16 protein-coding genes and 1 pseudogene are annotated in these 24,954 nt (G+C 73.5%); 11 read left to right on the plus strand and 6 right to left on the minus strand.

What is annotated here, in order from left to right; all coding sequences use genetic code 11:
• The first annotated feature begins 30 nt into the window (after nt 1-30).
• The 7 genes from ACZ3IL_RS26945 to ACZ3IL_RS26975 all read left to right on the plus strand — a co-directional run bounded on the left by ACZ3IL_RS26945 (nt 31) and on the right by ACZ3IL_RS26975 (nt 15,892).
• Nucleotides 31-6,954, plus strand: coding sequence for a DEAD/DEAH box helicase (locus ACZ3IL_RS26945; protein ID WP_467394349.1), 6,924 nt, complete (start codon nt 31-33; stop codon nt 6,952-6,954).
• Nucleotides 6,951-9,194: a UvrD-helicase domain-containing protein gene (locus tag ACZ3IL_RS26950; protein WP_467394351.1), complete on the plus strand. Its 2,244-nt coding sequence runs from the start codon at nt 6,951-6,953 to the stop codon at nt 9,192-9,194. The genes ACZ3IL_RS26945 and ACZ3IL_RS26950 overlap by 4 nt, the downstream gene beginning before the upstream one ends.
• Before the next feature lie 507 nt (nt 9,195-9,701).
• Complete coding sequence (locus ACZ3IL_RS26955; protein WP_467394353.1) at nt 9,702-10,556, plus strand: class II glutamine amidotransferase; 855 nt, start codon at nt 9,702-9,704, stop codon at nt 10,554-10,556.
• The gene (locus ACZ3IL_RS26960; RefSeq protein WP_467394355.1) at nt 10,553-13,225 is read left to right on the plus strand and encodes a winged helix-turn-helix domain-containing protein; all 2,673 of its coding nucleotides are present in this window, start codon (nt 10,553-10,555) and stop codon (nt 13,223-13,225) included. The genes ACZ3IL_RS26955 and ACZ3IL_RS26960 overlap by 4 nt, the downstream gene beginning before the upstream one ends.
• A 97-nt stretch (nt 13,226-13,322) precedes the next feature.
• The gene (locus ACZ3IL_RS26965) at nt 13,323-15,005 is read left to right on the plus strand and encodes an MFS transporter (protein WP_467394357.1); all 1,683 of its coding nucleotides are present in this window, start codon (nt 13,323-13,325) and stop codon (nt 15,003-15,005) included.
• An 18-nt stretch (nt 15,006-15,023) separates the two neighbouring features.
• Nucleotides 15,024-15,563 (plus strand): hypothetical protein, encoded by a 540-nt coding sequence (locus ACZ3IL_RS26970; RefSeq protein WP_467394359.1) that lies wholly within the window; start codon nt 15,024-15,026, stop codon nt 15,561-15,563.
• A gap of 125 nt (nt 15,564-15,688) precedes the next feature.
• Nucleotides 15,689-15,892, plus strand: coding sequence for a hypothetical protein (locus tag ACZ3IL_RS26975; RefSeq protein WP_467394362.1), 204 nt, complete (start codon nt 15,689-15,691; stop codon nt 15,890-15,892).
• A gap of 22 nt (nt 15,893-15,914) precedes the next feature.
• Here the strand turns inward: ACZ3IL_RS26975 and ACZ3IL_RS26980 are convergent, their stop codons facing one another.
• Nucleotides 15,915-17,318 carry a DUF2252 domain-containing protein gene (locus ACZ3IL_RS26980; RefSeq protein ID WP_467394364.1) on the minus strand — a complete coding sequence of 468 codons (1,404 nt, stop codon included), beginning with the start codon at nt 17,316-17,318 and terminating at the stop codon, nt 15,915-15,917.
• A complete protein-coding gene (locus ACZ3IL_RS26985) occupies nt 17,315-17,902 on the minus strand; it encodes a potassium channel family protein (RefSeq protein WP_467394366.1) in 588 nt (195 codons plus the stop codon). Before ACZ3IL_RS26985 ends, ACZ3IL_RS26980 begins: the two co-directional genes overlap by 4 nt.
• Before the next feature lie 453 nt (nt 17,903-18,355).
• On the opposite strand from ACZ3IL_RS26985, the gene ACZ3IL_RS26990 reads away from it, so the two are divergent.
• Complete coding sequence (locus tag ACZ3IL_RS26990) at nt 18,356-18,769, plus strand: DUF7144 family membrane protein (protein WP_467394368.1); 414 nt, start codon at nt 18,356-18,358, stop codon at nt 18,767-18,769.
• Between the two features lie 277 nt (nt 18,770-19,046).
• Here the strand turns inward: ACZ3IL_RS26990 and ACZ3IL_RS26995 are convergent, their stop codons facing one another.
• Nucleotides 19,047-20,012 (minus strand): S1 family peptidase, encoded by a 966-nt coding sequence (locus ACZ3IL_RS26995; RefSeq protein WP_467394370.1) that lies wholly within the window; start codon nt 20,010-20,012, stop codon nt 19,047-19,049.
• Nucleotides 20,013-20,235: 223 nt separating this feature from the next.
• The gene (locus ACZ3IL_RS27000; protein WP_467394372.1) at nt 20,236-21,591 is read right to left on the minus strand and encodes an erythromycin esterase family protein; all 1,356 of its coding nucleotides are present in this window, start codon (nt 21,589-21,591) and stop codon (nt 20,236-20,238) included.
• 332 nt (nt 21,592-21,923) lie between these two features.
• On the opposite strand from ACZ3IL_RS27000, the gene ACZ3IL_RS27005 reads away from it, so the two are divergent.
• Nucleotides 21,924-23,108 (plus strand): alpha/beta hydrolase, encoded by a 1,185-nt coding sequence (locus ACZ3IL_RS27005; protein WP_467394374.1) that lies wholly within the window; start codon nt 21,924-21,926, stop codon nt 23,106-23,108.
• 66 nt (nt 23,109-23,174) lie between these two features.
• On the opposite strand, the gene ACZ3IL_RS27010 is transcribed toward ACZ3IL_RS27005, so the two are convergent.
• Both ACZ3IL_RS27010 and ACZ3IL_RS27015 read right to left on the minus strand, forming a co-directional pair.
• On the minus strand, nt 23,175-23,387 hold the full coding sequence (locus tag ACZ3IL_RS27010; RefSeq protein ID WP_467394376.1) for a DUF397 domain-containing protein: 213 nt from the start codon (nt 23,385-23,387) through the stop codon (nt 23,175-23,177).
• A complete protein-coding gene (locus ACZ3IL_RS27015; RefSeq protein ID WP_467394378.1) occupies nt 23,369-24,211 on the minus strand; it encodes a helix-turn-helix domain-containing protein in 843 nt (280 codons plus the stop codon). Before ACZ3IL_RS27015 ends, ACZ3IL_RS27010 begins: the two co-directional genes overlap by 19 nt.
• Before the next feature lie 214 nt (nt 24,212-24,425).
• Between ACZ3IL_RS27015 and ACZ3IL_RS27020 the strand changes: the two are divergent.
• Together ACZ3IL_RS27020 and ACZ3IL_RS27025 are read left to right on the plus strand one after the other, a co-directional pair.
• Nucleotides 24,426-24,670, plus strand: a pseudogene (locus ACZ3IL_RS27020) (hypothetical protein).
• A complete protein-coding gene (locus ACZ3IL_RS27025; protein WP_467394380.1) occupies nt 24,667-24,954 on the plus strand; it encodes an H/ACA ribonucleoprotein complex subunit GAR1/NAF1 in 288 nt (95 codons plus the stop codon). The pseudogene ACZ3IL_RS27020 and the gene ACZ3IL_RS27025 overlap by 4 nt, the downstream one beginning before the upstream one ends.

Genomic DNA, 24,954 nt, shown 5'->3' on the forward strand with positions numbered 1-24,954 from the left:
CAGGGCATCGGCAAGACAAAGGGGACCGTCGTGAAGCCCACCATGGCCGCCGCCCAGTTGCGCGGCAGTCTGACGCAGTACCTCACGACGACGTACGCCCTCGCCGACGAGGACACCCGGCGAGCCCTTGAGCGGTTCCTCGGGCACCCCGAGACGGGGATCTTCCGGGGGCCGTACCTCCGGATCAGGACCCCGTTCCACGTGGCCGACGACAGCTGGCAGCGGGAGCTGGAGTGGACGGCCGGATTCCCTGGCTTCGCCCCGTACCGGCATCAGGCCACGGCCTGGGCGCGGCTGTCCACGCTCCACGGTCCGGCCCGGCCGACGCTGGTGACCACGGGAACGGGATCCGGCAAGACGGAGTCGTTCCTCATCCCGGTGCTTGATCACTGCCGCCGGCAGCGGGCTCAGGGCCGCCGCGGTGTGAAGGCCGTCCTGCTGTATCCGATGAACGCGCTCGCCACCGATCAGGCCGGCCGCATCGGCGACTACCTGGCCCGACCGGAGCTGGCGCAGGTCACGGCCGGTCTGTACATCGGCGACCGGCCCGACACGGACTTCCGCCGGGTGATGACGCGGCGCGAGGAGATGCGCGTCTCGCCGCCGGACGTGCTGATCACGAACTACAAGATGCTCGACCTGCTACTCCAGCGGGGCGAGGACCGCTCGCTCTGGGAGGACGCCGACCTCGCGTACGTCGTGCTGGACGAGTTCCACACATACGACGGCGCGCAGGGCACCGACATGGCCATGCTGCTGCGGCGGCTGGCCGCCGCGACCGGTGCGTCACGGCCGGGCAGGCCGCTCGGGTCGATCTGCCCGGTGGCCACGTCGGCGACCCTGGGAGAGGGCGCGCCGGGCAAGGAGGCCGGCGGCATCCTCGACGTGGCCTCGCGCGTGTTCGGGATGCCCTTCCCGGCGGACGCCGTGGTCGGTGAGGAGCGGATGTCGGCCGAGGAGTTCACGGGCGCCGTCGACTACGAGCTCCCCGAACCTCCGACGCCGCAGGAGGTCATCGAGTTCTCAGGCGGTCCCGGTGTGGAGGCCCGGCCCGATCTGCTGGATCTGGACAGGCTGGCCGAGCGGTTGCTGGGTCGCTCCGGCCTCGACGCCTTCCGCATCGGGCGCCTGCTGAAGCGCCACGACTTCACCCATGGCGTGCTGTCGCTCCTCGGCGGGGAGCCGTTGGACGAGTGGGGGCTGCGGGACCGGCTGGCTCGCTTCGGATACGCGTGGGGGCGCACCGCGCGGGAGAATCCGCAGCTCGTCCTTCAGGCGCTGTCCCGGTTCGTCGCCCTGCTGTCGGCGGCGCGCGATCCGGAGTCCGATGAACGCAGGCCACGGCCGCTGCTGCACATCGAGGCGCATCTGTGGGTCCGGCCGGTCACCCGGGTTCTGCGCGGCGTGGGGGCGTCCCCGGAGTTCCGCTGGTACGAGGACGACCGCACCGCGGCTCGCCGGGCCGCTCTGCATGCCGCTCCGGTCGCCGATGAGGACTCCGACGGGTCGTCGGGTGGCTGGCCGTCGGCCTCGGCCCGGCCGCAGCCGCTGCCCGGCGCCGACACCGCGGTCCGGCCCGCCGAGGTGCACCTGCCCGCGGTGTACTGCCGAAACTGCGGCCGATCGGGCTGGGCGGCCCTGTCTCCCGAGGCGGATCCCCAGCGGCTGGTCATGGCACAGGACCGGATCTGGCGGGCCAGCGTGGGCCGGGACAAGAGGCGCATCCGCTACTTCATCGCCGCCACGCAGAGCGAGCGGCAGCAGACTCTGGACGCCCTGACCGGCGTGCGGCCATCAGACGGCAGCGGAGTCGATCCCTTGTCGGTGGTGGTGCTGGACGGCGGGCAGGGCACGTACCGTCTGCCGAGCCGGTCGGATGCGGGCGAGCTGATCGACGCCTGGTTCGCGCTGGCCATACTCGACAAGAAGTCGGCGGACCGGGCGGCCAAGGACGACCGCTGCCCGGCCTGCCACACCGACAACAGCATCCGCTTCCTCGGTACCGCGCAGGCCGCTCTCGCCTCGGCGACGGTCACCCAGCTGTTCACGGGCGGCGACATCGCGCTCGTTCCGGAGGAGCGCAAGACGCTGCTCTTCAACGACTCCACCCAGGACGCGGCCCACCGGGCCGGCTACGTCGCGAACGCCTCGTACAAGTTCTCTCTGCGCTCGCTGCTCGCCCACAACCTGGACGAGTCGGGTGCCCCGACGGCGCTCAACGACCTGATCGGACACGTACTGGAGTCCGTGGACGATCCGGAAGCGCTGGCCGCCGTCGTGCCGCCGGACCTCCACGACGAGCCCGGGGTCGACCGCCTGCTCTCGGGGCGTGGCACCGGCGACGCGCGGACGTGGAAGCTGATCGGCGAGCGTCTCGCCTTCGCCACCGTGATGGAGTTCGGGCTGCGCAGCCGTATGGGGCGCACCCTGGAGCTCACGCGGACCGCCGCGGCCGAGGTGGTGGTCGCGGAGCCCAACCGGGTCACGGCCCTGGCCCGCGACGTTCATCTGTCGCTGCCGGGCCAGCTGCTGGTCACGGGAGGGCTGCCCACGCCCGACCGCTACCTCGCCTACGTCCGCGGCCTGCTGGAGCGCCTGCGGTTGCGCGGCGCGGTGCACCACCGTTGGCTCGACACCTGGATGAAGGAAGCCGGCACGAACCGGTACCTCATCTCCGGTCGCAGGCCAGAGGGCATGCCCGCGTTCCCCGAGGGTGTTGCTCCTCCTCGCTTCCTTCTGGACGGGCAGAAGGACAAGTCCGAGTTCGACACGCTCACCGGGCGCCTGGGCTGGTACCAGGACTGGACCCGCCGCTGTCTGGGTCTGGACGCCGCCGGTGCCACGGAGTACCTGCGCCGGCTGCTGCCCGTACTCGCCGAGGAGCGGGTGCTCGCGGTACGCACCACGCGTGACCGGCAGACGCGGCTCTACGGCCTGCAGCCGGGGCACATCGAGGCGCGGCTGCTCGACGACTCCGTCGTCAACAAGGCCTTCGTCAGCTGCGAGGACTGCGGCTGGCAGCAGGTGGTGGCGCCCGAGCGCCGCACCCGCTGGTACGGGCACCCGTGCCCGCGCTACCGGTGCAAGGGGCTGCTGACCGCGCCCCAGCCGGGCATGCCGCGGAGCGGCTCCAGTGCCTCCGGGTTCGGCTCGGCAGTCCGGGAACGGGACTACACCGGCGACTACTACCGTCGGCTCTATCTGACCGGCGGAACGTTCCGGGTGGTCACCGCGGAGCACACGGGCATGCTCAGTCGGCCGGAGCGCGAGCGCGTCGAACGCAGTTTCAAGGCAGGGACGCACTACACCGATCCCAATGTGCTGTCGTGCACGCCCACGCTGGAACTCGGCATCGACATCGGGGAGTTGTCCGCTGTCCTCCTCGGCTCCCTGCCTGGCGGTCCCGCCAACTACGTACAGCGGGCGGGCCGTGCCGGACGCCGTACGGGCAATGCCCTGGTGGTCGCCTTCGGCGGCCGCCGGGCCCGCGATCTGTACTACCTGGACGAGCCGCGCGAGATGATCGCCGGGACGATCCTGCCGCCCGGCTGCTACCTGTCCGCCGTGGAGATCCTGCGCCGTCAGTACACGGCACGGCTTCTGGACCTCGCGGCGAGTGGCAGGCTGCGGACGTCCGACGGAGAACTCCTCGCGCCGGTCCCCCGCTTGTCCTCCGCCCTGTTCGGTACCACGGGCTGGTGCCAGGACCTGGCGGACGCCGCGCAGAGCCACGGTGCCGCCCTGGTCGACGAGTTCCTCGGGCTGTTCCCGGTCGGCAGCGGCGCGGACGACTCCGAAGGTGGGGGTGTCTCGTCCTATGCGGCGGAAGAGCTGCGGGCGTACGCCACGGGCGGCATCGTCAGGGCGCTACAGGAGGCGGAAGAGGACTGGACCGGGCGCCGCGAGGAGCTCCGCCGCAGGATCGCGGCGATCGACGAGGCCGCCAAGCATCTGGTCCGTACGGACCTTGTGCAGGACCGCGAGCGCCGGGAACTGCTCGCCGAGCGGCGCAGCACCGGGGATCTACTGAGGGAACTGAGCCAGTCGAGTGCGCACGGCACCCTCGTGGAACTCGGCCTGCTGCCGAACTACAGCCTCACCGACACCACCACGCAGCTGGAAGCGACGCTGTACTGGACGGAGACTCCGGACGACGAGGAGGGCGCCCATTCGGAAGGTCCGGCTGTGGACCCGGCCAAGCGGGTCTACCGCAGCGAGACCAGGGACTACGAGCGCTCCCGCAAGCTGGCCCTGACCGAACTGGCTCCCGGGAACAGCTTCTACGTCAACGGCTACCGGCACGTGGTGCGCGCGCTCGACGTCGGCACCCCGGACCGGCGGGCCTGGGCGGAGTGGCGACTCTGCCCGGCGTGTGGGTACGCCCGTACGCACGACGCGAGGAACGACACCAGTCCGTGCCCCCGCTGTGGTGGGCGGGAAATCGCCGACGCGGGTTGCGTGCAGCACGTGCTCCAGCCGAGGCGCGTCGTCTCGCGGGACAAGCGGGACGACGCCCGGGTGCGGGACGACCGTGACGAACGAGATCGCCGGCACTACGCCGTGCTGACGACAGTCGACATCGACCCGGAGCGGATCACACCGGGTTCATGGCGGCACGAGACGGCCGTGTTCGGCGTGGACTTCACCCGACAGGCGAAGATCCGCACCTTCAACGTGGGACTGGACCGCGAGGAGGGCAGCAGTACCGTGCCGCTCGCCGGTGCGGATGTGCGGCTGAATCCCTTCTACGTGTGCACGAGTTGCGGTGGCGCGACGGCGGAAGGCCGCCCCGTCGTGGACGTGCCGCAGCACGCGCTGACCGAGTCGGGGGCCGCGAGCATCCCGGCCGCCGCCCACCACCTGCTGTGGTGCCCCCGCCGCCGGGTCAAGGGAGCCTCCGCGGACGAGCGGCAGGGCAACGGCCAGGACGTACCCCTGTTGCTGGCGCACGAGCTGAGCACGGAAGCGGTGCGCGTCCTGCTGCCCGCCTCCGTGGCCCGTGCCAAGGAACGGCTGGCGTCGTTCACGGCCGCGCTGTTCGCGGGCATCGCGGCGCAGTACGGCGGCGATCCCGACCACATCGACATCGCCGAGGCGACGATGCCCGATCACTCGGGTATCGACGGCTCCGACTGGCCACGGCGGTTCCTCGTGGTCTACGACCGCCTGCCGGGAGGCACCGGTTACCTGCACCGGCTCGCGTCCGCCGACGGCTTCCGGGAGGTGCTGCTCAAGGCGCGTGACGTCATCGAGAACTGCGGTTGCCGCGAGAAGGGCCTCGACGGTTGTCACCAGTGCCTGCTGCGCCGTGTGCCGGCTGCCGACTACGACAAGGTCAGCCGCAATGAGGTGCGGCAGATGCTGGAGGACCTCCTCGGCGAGGACGGTTCGCGCTGGCGGACGTCGCCCGTGGCGACCACCCGGCACATTCCGCTGGAGCGGCAGGCCGAGAGCGATCTCGAGATCATGTTCATCGACACGCTCCAGGAATGGGCGAGGCTCACCGAGTCCAGGGCTGCGGCCGACGCGTACACCACGTCGGCGGGCACGTACGCCCTCGACCTGCGGCTGACGGGGGACGACGGGACGACCGTGAGCTGGCGTGTCTCGCAGCAGCGTGCGCTGGACGGCACGCGGCCCGACATACTCCTCGAACGTCTCGACGCGCCCAGCCCTCGCGTAGCCGTGTACCTCGACGGCTACGCCTATCACGCGACCCCCGCGCACAACCGGCTGGCCGACGACGCCACGAAGCGGACCGGACTGCGCAGCGAGGGACTGCGGGTGTTCCAGCTGACGTACGACGACGTCAAGGAGTGGCGTGAGCGCGTACGGGACACCGGATACGCGGGGGCGGGTCCGGTCGATCCGGTCTGGGAGCCCTACCCGATGGAGGCACAGAACCGGGCACGCGACTACTACAGCCGCATCGGCGGGGGGCTGCCCGGCGAGCTGTCCGACGCCGTCTGGGTCAACCCCTCCCGGCTCCTGCTCGCGTACCTGCGTTCGCCCGACGCCTCGCGCTGGCAACGGCGGGCCGAAGCGGCCGCCGCAGGGCTGAGCGGCGCGGCCGGCGCCCGCGGCGCCGCCCTCGGAGCCGACGACCTCGGGCCGGCCCTTCGATCGGCCCTTCGTGGCGGAGCGGCCACGGGCGCGGCGGGGCCGATCCGGCTGGTACACGGGCCCGACGCCTCCGACTGCCGGCTCGTCCTGGCGGCGGACGGCAGGCGCACTCCGCCCGTGTGGACGGGTCTGGCGGTCCTGGACGACAGCGCCGAGGCCATGGCCGACGCACCCACCCACCGGCGGCGCTGGCGGGCCTGGCTGTACTGGAGCAACGTGCTGCAGTTCCTGGACCACGGAGGCGGCGACAGCGCCCAGCTCACCACCAGTCTGCTCGACGGCTTCGCCACGGAGGTGCTGACCGTGACCGGCGGCGAGGGATGGCTGCCGTCCACCCGGACCGAGATCATCCATGCGGAGCCCACAGTGGTCGCGGCCGCGGCGTCCGCGATGGAGGTCGGCGCCGTCCGGGACAGCACGCCGACAACCGCCGCTGCCAAGATGTCCGCGCCTCCGGCAGTGGGCCGGGCCCTGGGGTGGGAGCCGGTGTTGGAATACCTGGATCCCGACGAGGCCGGCCTCGCCGAGCTGGCCCGGGCCCTGGCCGACGCCGGGGTTCCGGCGCCTGAGGACGGCTACGAGCTGGACGAGCGGGGATGGCAGGCCGAACTGGCCTGGCCCGCCGCCCGCGTCGGCGTGGTCCTCGCTGCCCGCGAGGACGGCCCTGAGCCCGACCACGAGGCAGCGGACAGGGACAAGGCGTTCACGGCAGCCGGCTGGGACGTCCGTACGGCGACGGCCTGGGACGCCACGGAGCTGGTTGCCCGGCTGGCCGGACGGGGCCGGGAGACGAACCACGACAGCACCGACGACGGGGAGCACACACGATGACCGCCTCGGGCGTGACACTGCGCCTGCTCGACAAGGCCGACAAGGAGATCCTCAAGCTCCCCCGCACGGTCAAGGGCGCCTTCTTCGACTTCCAGCACAAGTTCAAGGCCAATCCGCACACCACCGGCCTCAAGCTCCAGCAGCTCAAGGGAGACAGCAGGCTGTGGTCGGCGCGGGTCAGCGACGACTACCGGGCGCTGTTGATCCGGCTCGCCGACGACGACTGGCTGATCGTCTCCATCAAGCACCGCAAGGACGTCTACGACCGGCTGTCGGCAGGGGTCAACCAGGTCACCGGTGGTATCGAGTACGTCGACCTGGAGGTCGTGGAGGAGAGCGTCCTTCGCCGCCTTCCCGCTCCGCCCGTCACCCCGGCGGCCGCGCCTGAACCGGCCAAGCCGCGGGAGCTCTTCGCGGCCTGGTCCGACACCCAGCTGTCGGAGCTCGGAGTCGCCGAACCGCTGCTCCCGGTCATCCGGACGCTCACCACCGAGGACCAGCTGTTGGGACTGGTCGAGTACGCACCCCAGCTCACGGGTGAGGTGCTGCTCGCGCTCTTCGACGGCAAGCCGTACGACGACGTCCTCGACCAGGTGACCGCGCCCGTCGCCGCCGCCGAGCCGGTCGACCCCGACGACTTCCAGGCGGCGGCGCAGCGTCCGGCCACGGTGGTCACCACGTCCGACGAGGCGCTCCGAGAGGCTCTGGAGGGCGGCGACTTCAGCCGTTGGAAGGTCTTCCTCCACCCCACGCAGGCCAAGCTCGTGGAGCGGCGCTACTCGGGTCCGGCCCGGGTCGGCGGGGGCCCCGGCACGGGCAAGACCATCGTCGCCCTGCACCGGGTACGTCATCTGGTGGGGCAGCTGCGGCCCGGTCGTGACAAGCCGGTTCTGCTGACCACGTACAACAAGAACCTCGCCGCGGATCTCCGTTCCCGACTGCTGGAACTGGGGGGTGAAGAGTTGCTGTCCCGCGTCGAGGTCAGCCACGTCGACCAGCTGGCGCTCCGCATCGTGCGCGAGGCCGAACCGGGCAGCGGCAAGCAGGTGATGGACGACAGCCAGGCCGTGCGGGAATGGCGGGCGCTGCTGGACGAACTGGGGGAGGAGGGCTGGGATCCCGAGTTCCTGCACGACGAATGGACCCAGGTGATCCTCGGGCAGGCCGTCGCCACACGCACCGACTACTTCCGCGCCCGGCGAGCCGGACGCGGCCGGAACATCACCCGCGGTGAGCGCGCCGAGATCTGGCAGCTCGCCGAACGCTTCACCCAGCGCCTGGACCGGCTCGGACGTCAGACCTGGGACCAGGTCGCCGAGCGCGCCGCGCGCCTGGAGATCGGTCGCGAGCAGCGGATCCTCTCCATCGCACGTCAGCGAGAGGAAGTCGGCGGTCTCGACAACATCCACCTCCAGGACGGCTCGGGCGGCTGGCTGCGCTATCGGTACCGGCACATCGTCGTGGACGAAGCACAGGACCTGCGCCCCGCGCACTGGAAGATGCTGCGTGCGATGGCCCCTCGAGAAGCGGACGACCTGTTCCTCGTCGGCGATACCCATCAGCGCATCTACAAGAACCAGGTGACACTGGGCAGTCTGGGCATCAACATCCGGGGGCGGTCGTCGAAGCTGAGCCTGAGTTACCGCACGACGCGCCAGATCCTTCGCTCCGCGCTCGATGTGCTGGGTGAGACGGACTACGACGACCTCGACGGCAGCAAGGAGACGCTGGCCGGCTACCGGTCCGTACTCAGCGGAAGGCCGCCGGCCGGACACTCGTTCCCCGACTGGGCCGCAGAGCGCGAAGGCATCGCAGCCCTCATCGAGGAATGGGACACCGACCCGGATTTGAGCATTCCGCACGAGCAGATCGCAATCTGCGTGCCGACGAACCAGATGGCCGCCGAGATCGGCTACACGCTCGGCCTGCACGGAATCCGTCCCGTGGAGATCCGAGCCGACGGGCCGCATGGGGACGGCGGGGTGCACATCGGCACGATGTTCCGGTTCAAGGGCCTGGAATACCAGCGGATGATCATCGCGGGTGTCGCGAACGGTCTGGTGCCGCGCGAGTCGGTGAACCGGTTGCGCACCAGTGATCCAGCCCGATACCGCCATGAGATGCAGCGTGCTCGATCTCTGCTGTTCGTCGCCGCGACCAGAGCTCGGGACAGTGTGGATGTCTTCTGGCACGGCACGCCCAGTCCGTTCCTCGGCCCGGCGCTGGCCCAACAAGGGTAGAACTGGGCGGACGGACTCCGCGACCATACCCAGAGCCTTCTGGGACTTCTCTGGGACTTTCGGCCGCATCAATGGGCACGACCCTGAAACAGTCGAAAGACGATCTGCGCAGGTCAGTGACTTATGGAGATGGATAGCAGCAGGTCACAGAGCCGCTGAGCCTTTTCCGGGACATCTGACGGGCCGGCACCGCCGCGTCCCTTCCGGCCCGCGAACGCGCCGGACGGGCGACGGCGCGGTGGTGGTCGCGGAATCCCTCCGGGGCTTTCGCGGGCTCCCCGGCCCCGCCGGTCCGGGCCGGCCCCGCACCGGCGGCTCCCCGCCCGGCGGGTACCGCCGCCGGGCGGGTGTGCCCCCCGGGTCCCTGCGCCCGCGTGCCCCGGCGACCACCTCAAGGGATACTGGTGGGAGCGGCAGGACGATGCCCGGTGCGCCGGAGCTGCCCGGGAAAGTCCGGAACCGGCCACCACGGGGGCGTCGCCGCCACCGCTGGAAAGGGCGTTCACGATGTGCCGCTGGATCGCCTACTCGGGTACACCCGTCCTGCTCAGCCAAGTCCTGTTCGAACCGGAGCACTCTCTGATCGACCAGAGCCTGCGTTCCCGCATGGGCGTGGAGACGACCAACGGTGACGGCTTCGGCATCGGCTGGTACCCGGGGGAAACGGCCGATCCGGCGGTCCTGCGGGACGTCGGCCCGGCCTGGAACAACCGCAATCTGCAGGAGATCGCCCACCACACCCGCTCGGGGCTGTTCTTCGGGCACATCAGGGCCTCGACCGGGACGGCCGTGCAGCAGAGCAACTGCCATCCCTTCCGGAGGGGCCGCTGGCTGTGGATGCACAACGGGATGGTCAACGAGTTCCACCGGCTCCGGCGCGACCTCTCCCTGGCCGTCGATCCGGCGCTGTACGCCGACATCGAGGGGTCCACCGACTCCGAGGTCATGTTCTTCCTCGCCCTCACCTTCGGGCTGAGGGAGGACCCGCCCGGTGCGGTGGCGCGCATGGCGGGCCTGGTCGAGGCGACGGCGGACGCGCGCGGTGTCCCGCGCCCGCTGCAGATGACCGTCGCGGTGACCGACGGCGAGCGCGTGTGGGTCTTCCGGTACTCCAGTGAGCGGCGCTCGCGGTCCCTGTACGTCAGCGCCAGGGTGAACGCCCTGCGCGCGCTCCACCCCGACGTGTCGTTCCTGCGCGGTCTCTCCGACGAGACCCGTCTGGTCGTGTCGGAACCCCTGGGGGACCTCCCCGGCGCGTGGAAAGAGGTGCCGGAGAGCAGTTACGGCGTCATCCAGCCGGGCGAGGACGTCCTCCACGACTTCCGGCCCGCGTACGCCGGCGGTCCGCGCCCGACACGGTGAGGACCGTGGCCCCGGCCGGCGGCGGAGTCCCGGAACCGGCCGGCGCGTACGCCGACCCCCTGGGAGACCCGTTCCTGCTCACGCGGTTCGCCCTTCCCGCACGGCCGGCCACGTTCCTGCGGCGGCCGCGGCTCGTCGAGCACCTGGACGGGGCCCTGCGCACACCGCTGACGCTGGTCAACGGCGCGGCGGGTGCCGGCAAGACCCTGCTGGCGGCCGACTGGGCCGCGGGGCTGCGGACGCCCGTCGCCTGGCTGACCGTCGAGGCCGGAGACCGCCGGCCCGGCGTCTTCTGGGCCTACGTCCTCGAGTCGCTGCGCGCCTGCGGCGTGCGGGCCGCCGGGGCTCCCCCGGACCCGGGAGGCGGACCGCCGGCCGCGCTCGCCGCCGAACTGAACGCGCGCGACCGCCCCGTGGTCCTCGTGCTCGACGAGTACGACCGGATGACCGCGCCCGAGGTCGCGGAGGAGCTGGAGTTCGTCCTGCGCCACGCCGGGCGGGGACTGCGTCTCGTCCTCGTCACCCGTACCGAACCGCTGCTTCCGCTGCACCGGTACCGGGCCGCCGGTGAACTGACGGAGATCCGCGGCGCCGAACTGTCCTTCACTCCCGAGGAGGCCGACGCGCTGTTGGGACTGCACGGCCTGCGCCTTCCCGCGCACGCCGCGTCCGCGCTGGTGGAACGCACCCGGGGCTGGGCCGCCGGGGTGCGCCTGTCCGCCCTGGCGGCCCGGGAGAGCGCCGACCCCGAGCTGTACCTGAAGGAGTTCGAGGCCGGCCACAGCACGGTCGCGGACTTCCTGCTGGCCGAGGTCCTCAGGGGCAGGACGGAGGAGACGCAGGACCTGCTCCTGCGCGTCAGCGTCCTGGACCGCTTCTGTCCCGGCCTGGCCGACGCCCTGACCCTGCGCACCGACGCCGAACGCCTCCTCGCCGGACTGCACCGGGAGAACGCGTTCGTCGAGCGGCTCGGGCACTCCTGGTACCGGCTCCACCCGCTCTTCCGGGAGATACTCCGCGCCCACCTGCGCGAACGCCTGCCCGGCGAGGAGCCGGAACTGCACCGGCGGGCCGCCCGCTGGCTGCGCCGTTCCGGTTTCCTCCCGGAGGCACTGGCCCACGGCGCCGCCGGTGGCGAGTGGGACCTCGCGGCGGGCGCCCTCGTCGACGACCTCGCCATCGGCCGGCTCCTCACGGGCCCGCGCTCCGACGACCCGGCACGGCTGTTCGCCCCCATGGGGCCGGAGGCCGGGAGTCCGGCGAGCGATCTGGTGCGCGCGGCCCGGGCCCTGGCCCGGCGCGACCCCGCCCACGGCCTGGCCCCCCTGCGCAGGGCGCGGGAGCGGTTGCCCGACGACGCTCCCGGCCCGGCACCGGCCCGGCTGACCTGCACGCTGCTGGAGGCGCTGGCGGCGCGGCTGACCGGATGCCCGTCCCTGGCGGAGGAGGCCGCCGCGTCCGCCGAGGGGCTGCTGCGGGAGCTGCCGGACCCCCTGCTCGGCAAGCACCCGGAGCTGACCGCCCTCCTCATGACGCACGTGGGGTCGGCGCGTCTGTGGGACGGGCGGTTCGAGGACGCGCGCACCGCCCTGACCAGGGCGGCCGGCGCTCCGGCCGGTCCCGCCACCTCGCTGCCCCGGGCGGAGTCGACGGGGCACCTGGCCCTCCTCGACCACCTGGACGGCTGGCCCGGCCGCGCGGAACGCAAGGCCCTGGCCTCCGTGTCGGAGGGGGAGCGGGCGGGGCCGCCCCGGCCCCCGGGCACGGACATCGGCCTGCTGGTCCTGGCCGCGGTGGCCGTGGACCGTCACGAACTGGACCGGGCCCGGGCCCTGCTCGACGAGACGGCCCGGCTTCCGGCGGGGGAATACGATCCGGTGCCGGCGGCGTGGCGGGCCGTCGTCACGTCGCGGCTCCTGCTCGACAGCGGTGAGACGGAGGCCGCCGTGGAGGCGGTGGAGACGGTCGTCCCCGCCGCCGTGGCGTCGCCCTGGGCGCGGAGCCACGCGGCCCTCGTCCGTGCCGCCGCCCGTCTGGCCGAGGGCCGGCCGGACGAGGCCTCCCGGGCGCTGCGGGACGTGTCCGGCGACCAGCCGGTGTGCGCCGTCGAGGCGGCGGCCCTCCACCTCGCCGCGGGGCACCCCCGGGCCGCCGCCGGCCTGCTCGGCACCCTCCGCGCCGAAGGACGCACCGGCCCGGCGGTGAGCGTGGGGGCGGCTCTGGTGAGGGCCCGGGCCGCCGTGGAGTCGGGGGACGGGGCGGCCGCCCGCGGGCTGGTCGCGCGGGCGCTGCTGGACGCCCGGCGCGAGGGGCTGCGGCGCCCCTTCCTCCAGGCGGGGGACTGGCTCCGGCCGCTGCTGGACACGGACCCGCCGCACCGGCTGGCGGAGGGCTGGCTCGTGGCCGGTCCGCCCCGCCGGCACGGTGGAGGGCCCCGGCCCGAGCCCGGCCCGCCGTCCCCGCAGCCCCTGGTGCCGGTGGAGCTGAGCGGACGCGAACGCGATGTGCTGGCGCGGCTGGCCCGCATGATGTCCACGGAGGAGATCGCCGCCGACCTGTACGTGTCGGTCAACACGGTGAAGACCCACCTCAAGAGCGCGTACCGGAAGCTGGCGGTGAACCGGCGCGGTGACGCGGTGCGCCGGGCACGGGACCTCGGCCTCCTGTGACCTCCCCCGCGGGGGGTGAGGCACGGGGCGCCGCCGCCGGGGTGCGATGGGGGGAACGCGCCCCGGCGCACGGACCGACTCCGCGAGGTGGGACGGCATGAAGCACTGGCGGGCCCTGGCGGTCCTCGGCACGGCCCAGTTCCTGATGGTCCTGGACACCTCCGTCATGAACGTGTCGATCAGCCGGCTGGTCGAGGACTTCGACACGGAGGTCACCGCCATCCAGGCCGTCATCACCCTGTACGCCCTGGTCATGGCGGCGTTCATGCTCGTCGGCGGCCGGCTCGGGGACATCCTGGGGCGGCGGCGCGTGTTCCTCGCCGGGATGGCCGTCTACGGGGTGGGGTCGGCCCTGACCGCCGTGGCGCCCACGCTGTGGGTCCTCACCCTGGGCTGGTCCGTCGTCGAGGGGCTGGGGGCCGCCATGGTGCTGCCGGCGATGGCGGCCCTGGTCGCGGAGTCGTACCGGGGACGGGACCGGGCCGTCGCCTACGCGGTCGTCGGCGGGCTCGCCGGGGCGGGCATCGCGGTCGGCCCGCTGCTGGGCGGCTGGATGACGACGTACCTCACCTGGCGGCTGGTCTTCGCGGGCGAGGTCCTGGTCGTCGTGGCCGTGCTGCTGTGCCGGCGGGCGATCGCGACGCCCGCCCCGGCCGGGCCGCGCCCCCGGCTGGACGGGGTCGGCGCGGCGCTCTCCGCCGCCGGGCTGGCGCTGGGCGTCCTCGGGGTGCTGCAGAGCAGCACCTGGGGGTGGGTGGAGCCCCGCAATCCCCCCTTCACCGTCCTCGGCTTCTCCCCCACCCTGTTCGTCGTCGGGGCCGGGGCCGCCGTGCTGGCCGTCTTCCGGCTCTGGGAGCGGCGGCGGGAGAGCCGGGGCGCCGACCCCCTGGTGCACCTGGGCCTGCTGGGGAGGCCGGTGCTGCGGGCCGGCCTGACCACGCTCCTGAGCCAGAACCTCATCCTGCTGGGCCTGTTCTTCGCCATCCCTCTGTACCTCCAGGTGGTGCAGGGCTTCGACGCCTTCCAGACGGGGCTGCGCCTGCTTCCGGTGTCCGCCACGATGCTGGTGACCTCCCTGTGCGGGTCCTCGCTGGGGCGGAGAGCGGGGCCGCGCCGGGTGGTGCGGCTCGCCCTGACGGTCCTGGCGGCGGCCGTCGTGTGGCTGCTGGCCACCATCGACCCGGTCATCGACGACGCGCAGTTCGCCGGCGCGATGGCGCTGCTGGGCGTGGGCGTCGGCCTGCTCGCCTCGCAGCTGGGGAACGTCATCCAGTCCGGTGTCGGCGAGGACGAGCGCAGCGAGGCCGGGGGGCTCCAGTTCACGGCCCAGAACCTGGGCTCGGCGCTGGGCACCGCGCTCATCGGGTCGATCCTGGTGGGCGCGCTGGCCCATGTCCTCACGACCCGGGTCGCGGACGACCCCGCCCTGTCCCCGGCGGCCCGGGAAGAGGTCGGGGTCCGGCTGGAGGCCGGCATCACCTTCGTCTCCGCCGAGCAGGTGCGTTCCGCGGCCGGGCGGGCCGGGCTGCCGCCGTCCGAGGCCGACGCCGTCGCCGACTCGTACGCCTCCGCCCAGCTGGGCGGGCTGCGGGCGGCGATCCTCGCCACGGGCGGTGTCGCGCTCGCGAGCTTCCTGGTCACCTCGCGCCTGCCGACCGCCCGGACGGACGGGCCGGACGGGACCGGGCCCGGTGCTGATCCCGATGCCGGTGCCGGTGCCGATTCGCCCGGACCGACCGGGACGACCGGGACGACCGGGACGACCGGGACGACGGACTGAGCGCGGAAGGAGACGCGGGTGTCCAGTCGCGCCACCGGCACGGGGGCCACGGACCGGCAGAGGCGCCGGGAGCGCCGGGCCGGGCACCGGGCGCACACGGACTACACCGGCGGCGTCTACGGCTCCATGCTCGCGGCTTCCGTCGTGATCGGCGCCGGCTCCCTGGGGGAGTTCCCCCGGACCGAACTGGTGCTCCTGCTGCTGCTCACCGGTCTGGTGTTCTGGATCGCCCACGTCCACGCCGAGCTGTTCGGCGCGCGTCTCGCCCGGCAGGCGCCGGACCGTCGCGTGATCGTGCACGTGTGCCGTGCCGAGTGGCCGATCGTCAAGGCCGCCGTCCCGCCGGCCGCGGCGGTCGCCGTCAGCCCCCTGCTGGGGCTGGACGTCCAGGGTGCCCTGTGGCTGGCGCTGTCCGTCGCCGTCGCCGGACAGGTGGGCTGGTCCGCCGCGGCGGCGCACCGCGCGGGCGCCCCGCCGCGCCTGGTGGCCGTCACCGCGTCGGTCGACGTCCTGCTCGGCCTGGTGATCGTCGCCGTCAAGATCGCGCCGACGCACTGAGTCCGCGGCCCGGATCACCTGTACCGGGTGAGGTCGCCGAGGGCGGCGGGACGGACGATCGTCACGGGGGATGCCGTCCCGGACCCCGGGCGGCGTCCCGGGCCCGTCCGGTGGAGGTGCCGTCCGTGCGCTACGAGATCCGAGTCGAGGGACATCTGTCGGAGACGCTGGCCCACGCGTTCCCGGAGCTGGATCACGTGGTGATGTCCGGCCAGACCGTCCTGTTCGGCCAGGTCGTGGACGAGGCCCACCTGTACGGCCTGCTGTCGCGCTGCCAGTCGCTGGGGCTGCGCGTCGTGGAGATGCGGCAGCTTCCGGAGTGGCGGTGACGGGCGGCGCCCGCCGCGCCCCTCACGCGTCCTTCGCCTCGATCCTGCCGGAGCGGCGGGCGGCCCGCAGGGCTTCGTGGTCCCGCTCGTTCTGGTCGGCGTAGGACTGGGCGAACTCCGTGAGCGCGCGGTCGAAGAGGTCGCCGCCGCCCAGGTAGGCGGCGAGTGCGACGGGGTCGCCCGAGCGGGCGTGGGCCCGCGCCAGCGAGGCTCCGCACAGCCGGCCGAAGAGGGCGAGCAGATCCGGCCCCATGGTCTCCGGCCGCGCGATGCCCTTCCAGTCCCACAGCTGGCGCACGTAGAAGTCCCGGCCCTTTCCGTCGAGGCCGGTGACGTGCGTCCAGCCGAGGAAGATGTCGCCGCTGGTCTGCATCAGGCGTTGTCCGGTCACCACCCGGCGGCCCTGGTTGCCGTGGCGTTCACCGCCCGTGTGGGCGGCCAGCACCGACTCCGAGGCCTCCTTGGCCTGGAGCAGCAGCGGGTCGTCGTCGTCCCTGCCGAGCAGGAGCAGCACCCAGCAGCGCGTGCCGACGCTGCCGACGCCCACCACCTTGCGGGCCATGTCCACCAGCCGGTAGTGGCGCAGCAGGTGTTGGCGTTCGGCCGGCAGGGTCCGCGCGTAGCCGTCCACGAGGGAGCGGAGTTCCTCCTCCCGGCCGGTCTCGGACGGGTCGGCCGTCAGGTCGTCGAGCGGGGTGATCAGCGGTGGGTCCGGGGCGATGCGCCGGCCCCCGGCCGTGACGCGGGTCAGTTTCGCGAACGCCCTCAGGTGGGTCCGGGTGCGGGCCTTCGCGGCGGCGTCGCGGAGGCGGCCCCGTGCCTCCGCCTCCGTCGCCAGCAGTTCCCGCACGTGGCCGGCGTCGTCCTGGGCGTACCAGATGTCCAGGGTGGGCATGCCGGCGAACTCGCGCATCCGCCGCCGGTAGGCCCGTACGCAGGCCCGTACGGTGTCGTTCTGTTCTTTCGTGGAGAAGCCGTTGGCCCGTGCCGCGATCACGAAACCGGCCGTCAGGCGCTTGACGTCCCACTCGAACGGTCCGGGCAGGGTCTCGTCGAAGTCGTTGACGTCGAAGACCAGCCGGCGCTCCGGTGAGGCCAGGAGCCGGAAGTTCAGCGGGTGGGCGTCCCCGCACAGTTGCACCTGGAGTCCGCTGCGGGGAAGGGGCGCCAGGTCCGCCGCCATGATCGCCGCCGCGCCGCGGTAGAAGCGGAACGGCGATTCCAGCATGCGGCCGTAGCGGATCGGCACCAGCTCCGGTACGCGGTCGGCGGACTGGCGCTCCACGAGGGCGACCGGGTCGGTTCGCCGCCGTGCGGGCTCGTACCGGCCGTGGCGGGAACGCGGGGCCCGCTTGCGCGCCTCCCGGCCGTACGCGGCGCGCTCGGCCGGTGTCAGGGACGCGGTGGAGGCGGTGGGGAGGGTCATGGTCCGGTCTCCGGTTCCCGGCGCCTGCGGTGCAGCCCCGCCTGCACCGCGCTCGCCAGCACCCGGGCGGCGACGCCGACGAGCAGCAGTCCGCCCGTCATCTGCAGCATCGAGAGCACCCGTCCGGTCTGGGAACGTGCCGTGATGTCCCCGAAGCCGACGGTGCTGAAGGTGGTCAGTGCGAAGTACAGCGCGTCGGTCCTGGTCAGCGGTTCGCTGAAGGACTCCGGCGCGGAGCGGCCCAGCAGGTAGTAGGAGACGGCGAAGAGGACCAGGAACAGCACGAGCGTGGCGGCCAGGCCCTCGGCACCCCTCAGCCGCGGGTAGGGGGACCGCGCGATGGCGCGCACCTCCCACCCGAAGACCAGGAGGACCGCCAGCAGTCCGCAGGCCAGCAGCGCCGACGTGCCGGCCGTGGGGCGCTCGTCCAGGGGCAGCAGGTAGTAGGCGGTGACGAGGCCGACGGTGGTGAGCAGGGCACGCGCGACGGCGACGACGGCCGCGCCCCGGCGGGAGCGGCGCGGGCCACGGGCCCCCGGGCCGGGCCGGGTCCGGTCCGCGCCGCCCGCGTCCGTGTCGCTCATCCCGCGTCCCTTCGTCCCGTCCGTCCGGCGGCTGTCCGGTGACCGTCCGGTGGCCGTCCGCCCGTGGACTTCCACTCCACCGCCCCGGCGGCGCCGGCGGATCACCCCCGGCGGGTGATCCCGGTCCCGGTGACAGCCGTGATCCTGGACCTTGAGCCGGTGGGGAACGGCCACCGGACCGGCCACCGGGCCCCACCACCCGGGACGGGAGGTGGGAGCACGAGCGCACAGACCCGTCCGGCGTACGGCTCCCCGCCACCGGGTGCCTTCCGGACCGTGCTGACGGCCTTTCTCCGGACCACGCGGTTCGTCCCGCTCTTCCGCGTCGTCACCGGCGCCTTCCGGGACGGCGGACCGGGCGGCCGGGCGAAGACGGACCGCGCGGGCACCACCCCCGGTGGCACCGGCGCCCCCTCCCCCGAAAACAACCCCGCACAGGAAACGAGGCCCGAGATGACCGCGACACACACACCGCCGGCGCACACCGCGAGGCAGGGCTGGGCGACCGGCCTGACCGTGTTCGCGGCCGTGATGCTCTTCCTCGCCGGTCTGCTCGACCTCTTCCGGGGCATCATGGCCATCGCCGAGGACGACGTCTTCGCCACGACGCCCCACTACGTCTTCGAGTTCGACCTCACCGGCTGGGGCTGGATCCACCTCGTCCTGGGCGTGCTCGCCATGATCGTCGGCGTCGGGCTGCTCAGGACGGCGACGTGGGCGCGCGTCACCGGCGTCGTCATCGCGAGCTTCGTGATCATCGCCAACTTCCTCTCCCTGCCGTACTACCCGATGTGGTCGGTCATCATGATCGCCATCTCCGGCTTCGTCATCTGGGCCCTGTGCGCGGTGCGGCGCGGCGAGCTGTAGGCCCCGTCCGGGGAACGCGGGACGCCCCGGGGGTGACGGCCGGCGCGTGCGGCCGGGAGGTGGCGGTCCGAACGGTTCGCGGGCGGCGGAGGGACGGGGCGCGGGCGGCCCCGCACGCGCCCCGTCCCTCCGTGCTCCTCCTGCTGGGCCGCGCCCCGGTGCCGCTCGTCGCCGGATTCCGGGTACCGCTCGTCAGCGACGGCCCCTGCGGACGCGCGGCGGGTGACCGGCGACGGGTCGTGGGGTCCGTTCCCGTCGCCGTCACCCGTGCGGGGCGTCAGGACGGGCGGCGGGTCTTCCCGCGGCGCAGCGCGACGGTGGTGGCGCCACCCGCGAGGGCCAGGGCCGAAGCCACGCCGACGAGGGCCGTGGCGCTGCCGTTCGTCCCGGTCTCGGCGAGGCCGGGGCCGCCCTCCGCGGGCGTGCGGACGCCGTTGTCCTTCATGGTCTTCCGGATCCAGTGCGCGTAGGCGGGCGCGCTGGTGTAGAGCCCGGGGCCCTTCGAGCACGGCACCCCCGGGGCGCCGGGGCCCGAGGTGACGCCGACGAGTTCCCACCGCCCGTTCCTGCCCTTGCGGAGCTGCGGTCCTCCGGAGTCACCGGAACACGCCATGGCCCCGGGGGCGGGGCTGATCGTGCACAGCCGGGTCGGGTCCGCGAATCCGGGCGCGCACTCGGACGCGGCGCCCAGGCGGGTGTTCAGCTCCTGGAGCCGTTCCGAGAACGCGAACGCGCCGTCGACGGTGCTGCCGAAGCCGACGAGCCGGGTCGGGGTGCCCGGCCGTCCCGCCTCCTCCGCGATCCCGACGGGCCGCTGGGAGACCGGCCGGTCGAGGCGGACCAGCGCGATGTCGTCCTTGTTGGCGGCCTTCCCCTCGCCGTTCACGTAGCCGGGGTGGACGAAGGTCCGGTCGATCTTCCGGACGGTGCCCCCGGACTTCCGGTGATCGCTGCCGACCCGGACGGTGCCGCCCAGTTCGAGCCCGTCGCCCGTCACGCAGTGCGCCGCCGTCAGCACCCACTGCCGGTCGATCAGGGACGCCCCGCAGGAGCCGTCGAGCAGACCGTGCTTCGGGGCCGACTCCGGGATCGTCGCCATGAAGGGGTAGGGCTCGGTGGCATCGTCGCCGTTGACGATCGCCCCGGCGCTGCCCGCCGTGAGAACGACGCAGGCGGCAGCGGCGAGGGTGCCGACGGCGGCGGAGCGGGCCGTACGGCGGAGGGACGGCTTCAGGCTGAGCACAGGGGTTCCTTTTGTTCGGTATGCGTACGTGTCCGGCCTGTCCGCCGAAGATCCTCCGGACCATGGTGTCAGCGCGTGGAGGCGCGGTCCGGGCAGCGGGGGCGAGGACGGTGGGGACATCCCCCGCCCTCCGCGTGCCCGGGGCCGCCGCCGGGCGGGCGGGGGGGGAGGGTCCGGCGGGCGCCGCCGGAACGGGCGGGGGAAGGGTCCGGCGGGCGGCGGTTCAGAGCTTGTCGGCCGCCCGGACCCGGTGGAGGTGGACGAGCACGTCGTAGGCCCGCCCGAGGGCGAGGGTGGGCAGGGGGTCGGGGGTGAAGGTCGAGCCGGCGTCGTAGACCGGCCGGGCGCGGTCCAGCCAGGCGCGGGCGGCGGCGGGCGCGGTCCGCAGGTCGAGGTAGAAGTCCCGGTAGCCGACCCGGTCCAGGGTGTGTTCGTTCATGCCGGGACGTGCCGCCGGGACGGTGACCGGCTTCCAGTCCCCGTCGAGGGAGGTGTCCTTGGTGAGGAAGGAGCCGGCGGCGAAGCTGAAGCCGATCGCGGCGTAGTCGCGTCCCAGGCGGTCGCGCAGGACGGCGCCCTGGGTCTTCGGGTACATGTCCGGATGGGTGGAGAGGTATCCGACGTGGCCGTTGTGGGCGGACAGCAGCATCTTGTGGCCGGTGTGGCGCTGCCACCACAGCACGTTGTCGGCCATGGCCCGGTCGCGCAGGTGCTCGGCGGCCGTGACCGAGGCCGGGTCGGCGAGGTCGACGGCGGCGAAGGCGAAGGTCTGCGCGATGTTCCGGGCGTGCTGCACCATCCACGCGTACGCGTCGTCGCCGGCTCCCCGGTCCCCGGCGACCAGGTCGAACGCCTCCTGGGCGCGTGCGGCGTTCTCCTTCCGCTCCGCGGCCGGCTTGCGCAGGTAGGCGAAGACGTCGTCGAAGGGGCGCAGTCCGGCGTACAGCTCGGTGAGCCGGGGCAGCGCCTCCGGCCGGGCCCCGCGCACGGACTCCAGGACGCGGTCGAAGACGTGGTCGCCGAGCTTCGGCGCCCCGAGGTCGTCGCCCATGAAGTGGACCCGGCGGCCGGGGTGGCGGCGGTTGTGCTCGCGCATCCAGCCGATCAGGCTGACGAACTCCTCGCGCTCCCACGGGGACCCGGCCAGCGTCTCCTCCGCGATCGTCCGCGGGTCGCCGGGACCGCCCTGGAGGTACTCGTCGATCCTGAGCCCCGCCGACCAGCTCATCTCCAGGGCGAAGGCGGTGAAGCCGCGTTCCTCGACGAGGTGCCGGAAGACGCGTTCCTTCATGGCGAAGAACTCGTGCGAACCGTGCGTGGCCTCGCCCAGGCCCACCACCTTCGCGTTCCCGACCATGGCGCCCAGCGCCCGCAGGTCCGCGGTCCCGCCGCCCGGCTCCGTGGAACGCAGCGGGTGCGCGTCCCGTTCCAGGAAGCGCACGACGGCCGCTTCCCGGCCCGCCGCGACGGAGTCCGCCGATGTCGCGGAAGCCGCCGGGGCGGTCAGCGCCGTGGCGGCGAGCACTCCCGCGAGTACGAGCGCCCCCCGTCGGCCGGTCGTCTTCCTGTGGTCACGCATGGTCGATCACTCCTCGTGTGCGGCGACTCTCCGAGCCGATGAAACGATCTTCTTCCGTCACGGGCCGGACCGCGCTGGAGCACTCCACCGTCTTCGCCCGGGGGGACGCCCCGGTACCGGGCCGGGGGCCGTCCCCCCGTACCGCGCCGGGGGGACCCCTTGCCCCGGGCCGGGAGGCGCCCCGGTGCCGGAAGCGCGGAGGCCCGGCCGCACGGGATTTCGCGGGACCCGCAACCCCGGCCCCCGCCGGACGTCTGTCGGAACGAAGCCGTCATCCGGCCGCCGCGGCCACCGGCCGCGGCGCCGTCCCCGGAAACCGTGGAGACCGTCCTTTGAAGTACGACGACACACCCGCCCCTGCCCGCCGCCTGCCCCGGAGCCGCGCCCTCGCCGTGTCGGCGGCCCTCCTCCTGCCCCAGGCCGTGGTGGGGAGCCCCGCGTCCGCCGCGCCCCTCGACACCCCGGCCCGGGAATCGCGGGGCGTCGCCACCGTCACGTACGACCTGGGCGACCGGGCCCACCGGGTGCCGGGGACCGGGGAGCCGGTCGAGATCGCCGCGACCGTGCACTACCCGAAGGACCTCGGCACCGCGCCGCGGCCGCTCGTCGTCCAGTTGCACGGCTGGCACGAGACCTGCGCGGACCGTCCGGCGGCGGCCGCCCGCGACGCCGCCGAGAAGGCCGGGGACTGGGACGCGTACGAGGCCGCGAGCCGGAAGCTGTTCGGCTGGCCCTGCGCCCCCGGCACCCGCCCCCTCCCCAACGACCGCGGCTACGACTACCTCGGCGAGGAACTGGCCCGCCAGGGCTTCGTCGTGGTGTCCGTCCGCGCCAACGGCATCAACGCCTCGTCGGTGTCGGGCGACGAGAACGCCTCCGCGCGGGCCGACCTGATCAACCGTCACCTCGCCCTGTGGCAGCGGCTCGCCACCTCGGGCCGCGGCGGCCTCGCCGGCGCGTTCCGCGACGCGGTCACGGGCGAGCCGCGACGCGTCGACTTCCGGCACCACGTCGACCTGGGCAACGTCGGCACCATGGGCCACTCGCGCGGCGGCGCGGGCGTGACGTGGCAGGCGGCGGACCGCCACCGGGACCGGTGGCCCGCCGGGGTCAGGGTCGGGGCGGTCATGGCGCTGGCCCCCGCCTACAACGTCATGACCGAGGACATGGCCGCGTACGGGATCACGAAGGTGCCCGTGGCCGTGATCCGCGGGACCTGCGACGGCCAGGTCGGCCGTGAGGCCCTCTCCTTCGCCGCCGACGCGACCGCCGGAAGCTCCGCCGGATTCCACCGGATCGAGATCCCCGGCGCGAACCACAACCACTTCAACACCGAATGGTCGCCGTCCAGCGGACAGGTCGCGGCCCGCGACGACGCCGGCCACGACGACGCCCGTCCCGGCCAGTGCACGGAACCCGGCGGCTCCGCCTACGAGCCCCAGCTGACCGAGACCGCCCAGCGCCGGATCGGCGCGGCCCACATCGGCGCCTTCTTCCGGCGGTACCTCACCCGGTGACGAGCGGCCCGGGTACGCCGACGGCCCCCGCGCGCCTTCCGGTGCGCGGGGGCCGTCGGCCTGCGTTCAGCCCTCCAGCCGTCCGCCCTTGACCGCCGCGACGAAGGAGGGCCAGCCGCCCGCCGGGAACACGAGGACCGGGCCGCGCGGGTCTTGCTGTCCCGCACGGGGACGACGAGGGGGGGCGAAGTCGCCGGAGACCTCGACGCACGCGCCGCCGTCCTGATTGCTGTGACTGCTCTTGCGCCAGGTCGCAGCGCTCAGGTCGATGGATCGCACGGCAGCTCCTCCCACACGCACAGGATGAACTTCCGCGACTCAGCGGGGGACAGGGCCATGTCGCGCACCACATCGTACGCACGCTGCATGCGCTCCACCGCCGCGCTGTCCTCGAAGAGTTCCCCTCCGTATCCGTGCTCCGCATACGCGACCGCGCGCCCGGCCGGCAGCCGCAGGAACCACACGTCCGTGCTCGACAGGCCGTGCAATCCCGCGCTCCGGGGCAGCGCTTGGAGCGCCACGTTCGGCATCTCGGCCATCTCGCGGAGGTGTTCGAGCTGTTCCCGCCATGCCGCCGGGTCCCGCAGGGGCGTCCGCACGGCCATCTCCGACAGGATCGTCCGGAACGGCGGCGCGTCCTCCCCCTCCAGCAATACCTTCCGACCCATCCGGGCCTCCACCTGCTGCTTCAGCTCCTTGCCCCTGTAGCCGCCCGCCGCCAGCAGCTCCCGCGCGTACCCCGGCGTCTGCAACAGTCCCGGCAGCACGCTCACCGCGAAGTGCCACAGGCTCACCGCCTCGGACTCCAGCGTCATGTACCGCCGGTAGCGCTCCTTGAACTGCGACTTGTCCCCCGCTGCCAGTTCCCACAGGGCGAGCAGCAGCTCCGGCGTCCCGTAGAAGATGTCGAGGGCCCGGACCACGTCCGGGCTGCCCAGCGTCTCGCCCTTCTCCATCTTCCCGAACAGGGACCAGTCCCAGCCGACCCGTTCCCCGAGCTGCCGCAGGCTCAGCTTGCGCCCGGTCCGGAGCATCCGCAGCTCCTCGGCGGACCGCTGGCGCGGCTCCTGGCTGCGGCCGCTGACCACTCGTCGCTGCGGCATGGCGCTCCCGCCGGGTCGCTCACGCGGGCGGGCCGTGCGGACGGGGCGTGGAAGGTGCGGAACCCGCGCGGTACGGCGGGGAAGCGCTCCCCCGTCCACAACCGGTCCGCCCGCGACCGGGCGCATCCTCATCACATCCGGACTACGCAGCGTAATCCACCGCACGTCACCGGGTCCGGGAAACGGACGAACCGACCCACGAGGAGTGAGCCCCATGACCCCCGCCCCGCACCAGCCGACCGCCATCACGCCCAAGATCCGGGAGGCCCTGGACGCGCGGGACGCCCTCGCCGCCGCGCTCTCCCGGGCCGGCGTGCAGCTCCCCGCCCTGGACGTCCGCACCCCGTGGCCGGACGAGCGCGAGGGCGAGGGCCCTACGCCCTCGTCCACCTCGGCGTCTGCTCCGCGCCCGTCGCCCACGCGCTCGCCGCCGTGATCACGAACGGGCTCGCGCGGTGACCCGCGAAGGCGACGGCGTCCCCCGCGTCGGCGCGGTCGTCCTCGACACCACCCGGAACCTGGTGGGCCGCGTCGTGGACGCCGGGGGCCCGCACCTCCGGCTCCGCCCCCTCTGCGGCGGCACCGCATGGGAGGTCGTACCGGCGGAGCTGCACCCCCTCACCGGCGCGGAGCTGCTGAGCGCCCTCGTCGCCGAGGCGAACACGCGCAGCCGGCGCGGCCGGGGCCACGGACCACCACCCGGTGCGGGCCCGGCGGGACCCGGACGAACGCCCTCCGCGTGA

It is taken from the genome of Streptomyces sp. NPDC014907, from assembly GCF_055562975.1.

Excerpts from the sequence above, each read along its gene's own strand:
- ACZ3IL_RS26980 (WP_467394364.1), bottom strand. The coding sequence starts at position 17,318 with ATGACCCTCCCCACCGCCTCCACCGCGTCCCTGACACCGGCCGAGCGC.
- ACZ3IL_RS26990 (WP_467394368.1), top strand. The coding sequence starts at position 18,356 with ATGACCGCGACACACACACCGCCGGCGCACACCGCGAGGCAGGGCTGG.
- ACZ3IL_RS26965 (WP_467394357.1), top strand. The coding sequence starts at position 13,323 with ATGAAGCACTGGCGGGCCCTGGCGGTCCTCGGCACGGCCCAGTTCCTG.
- ACZ3IL_RS26985 (WP_467394366.1), bottom strand. The coding sequence starts at position 17,902 with ATGAGCGACACGGACGCGGGCGGCGCGGACCGGACCCGGCCCGGCCCG.
- ACZ3IL_RS27000 (WP_467394372.1), bottom strand. The coding sequence starts at position 21,591 with ATGCGTGACCACAGGAAGACGACCGGCCGACGGGGGGCGCTCGTACTC.
- ACZ3IL_RS26955 (WP_467394353.1), top strand. The coding sequence starts at position 9,702 with ATGTGCCGCTGGATCGCCTACTCGGGTACACCCGTCCTGCTCAGCCAA.
- ACZ3IL_RS27015 (WP_467394378.1), bottom strand. The coding sequence starts at position 24,211 with ATGCCGCAGCGACGAGTGGTCAGCGGCCGCAGCCAGGAGCCGCGCCAG.
- ACZ3IL_RS26950 (WP_467394351.1), top strand. The coding sequence starts at position 6,951 with ATGACCGCCTCGGGCGTGACACTGCGCCTGCTCGACAAGGCCGACAAG.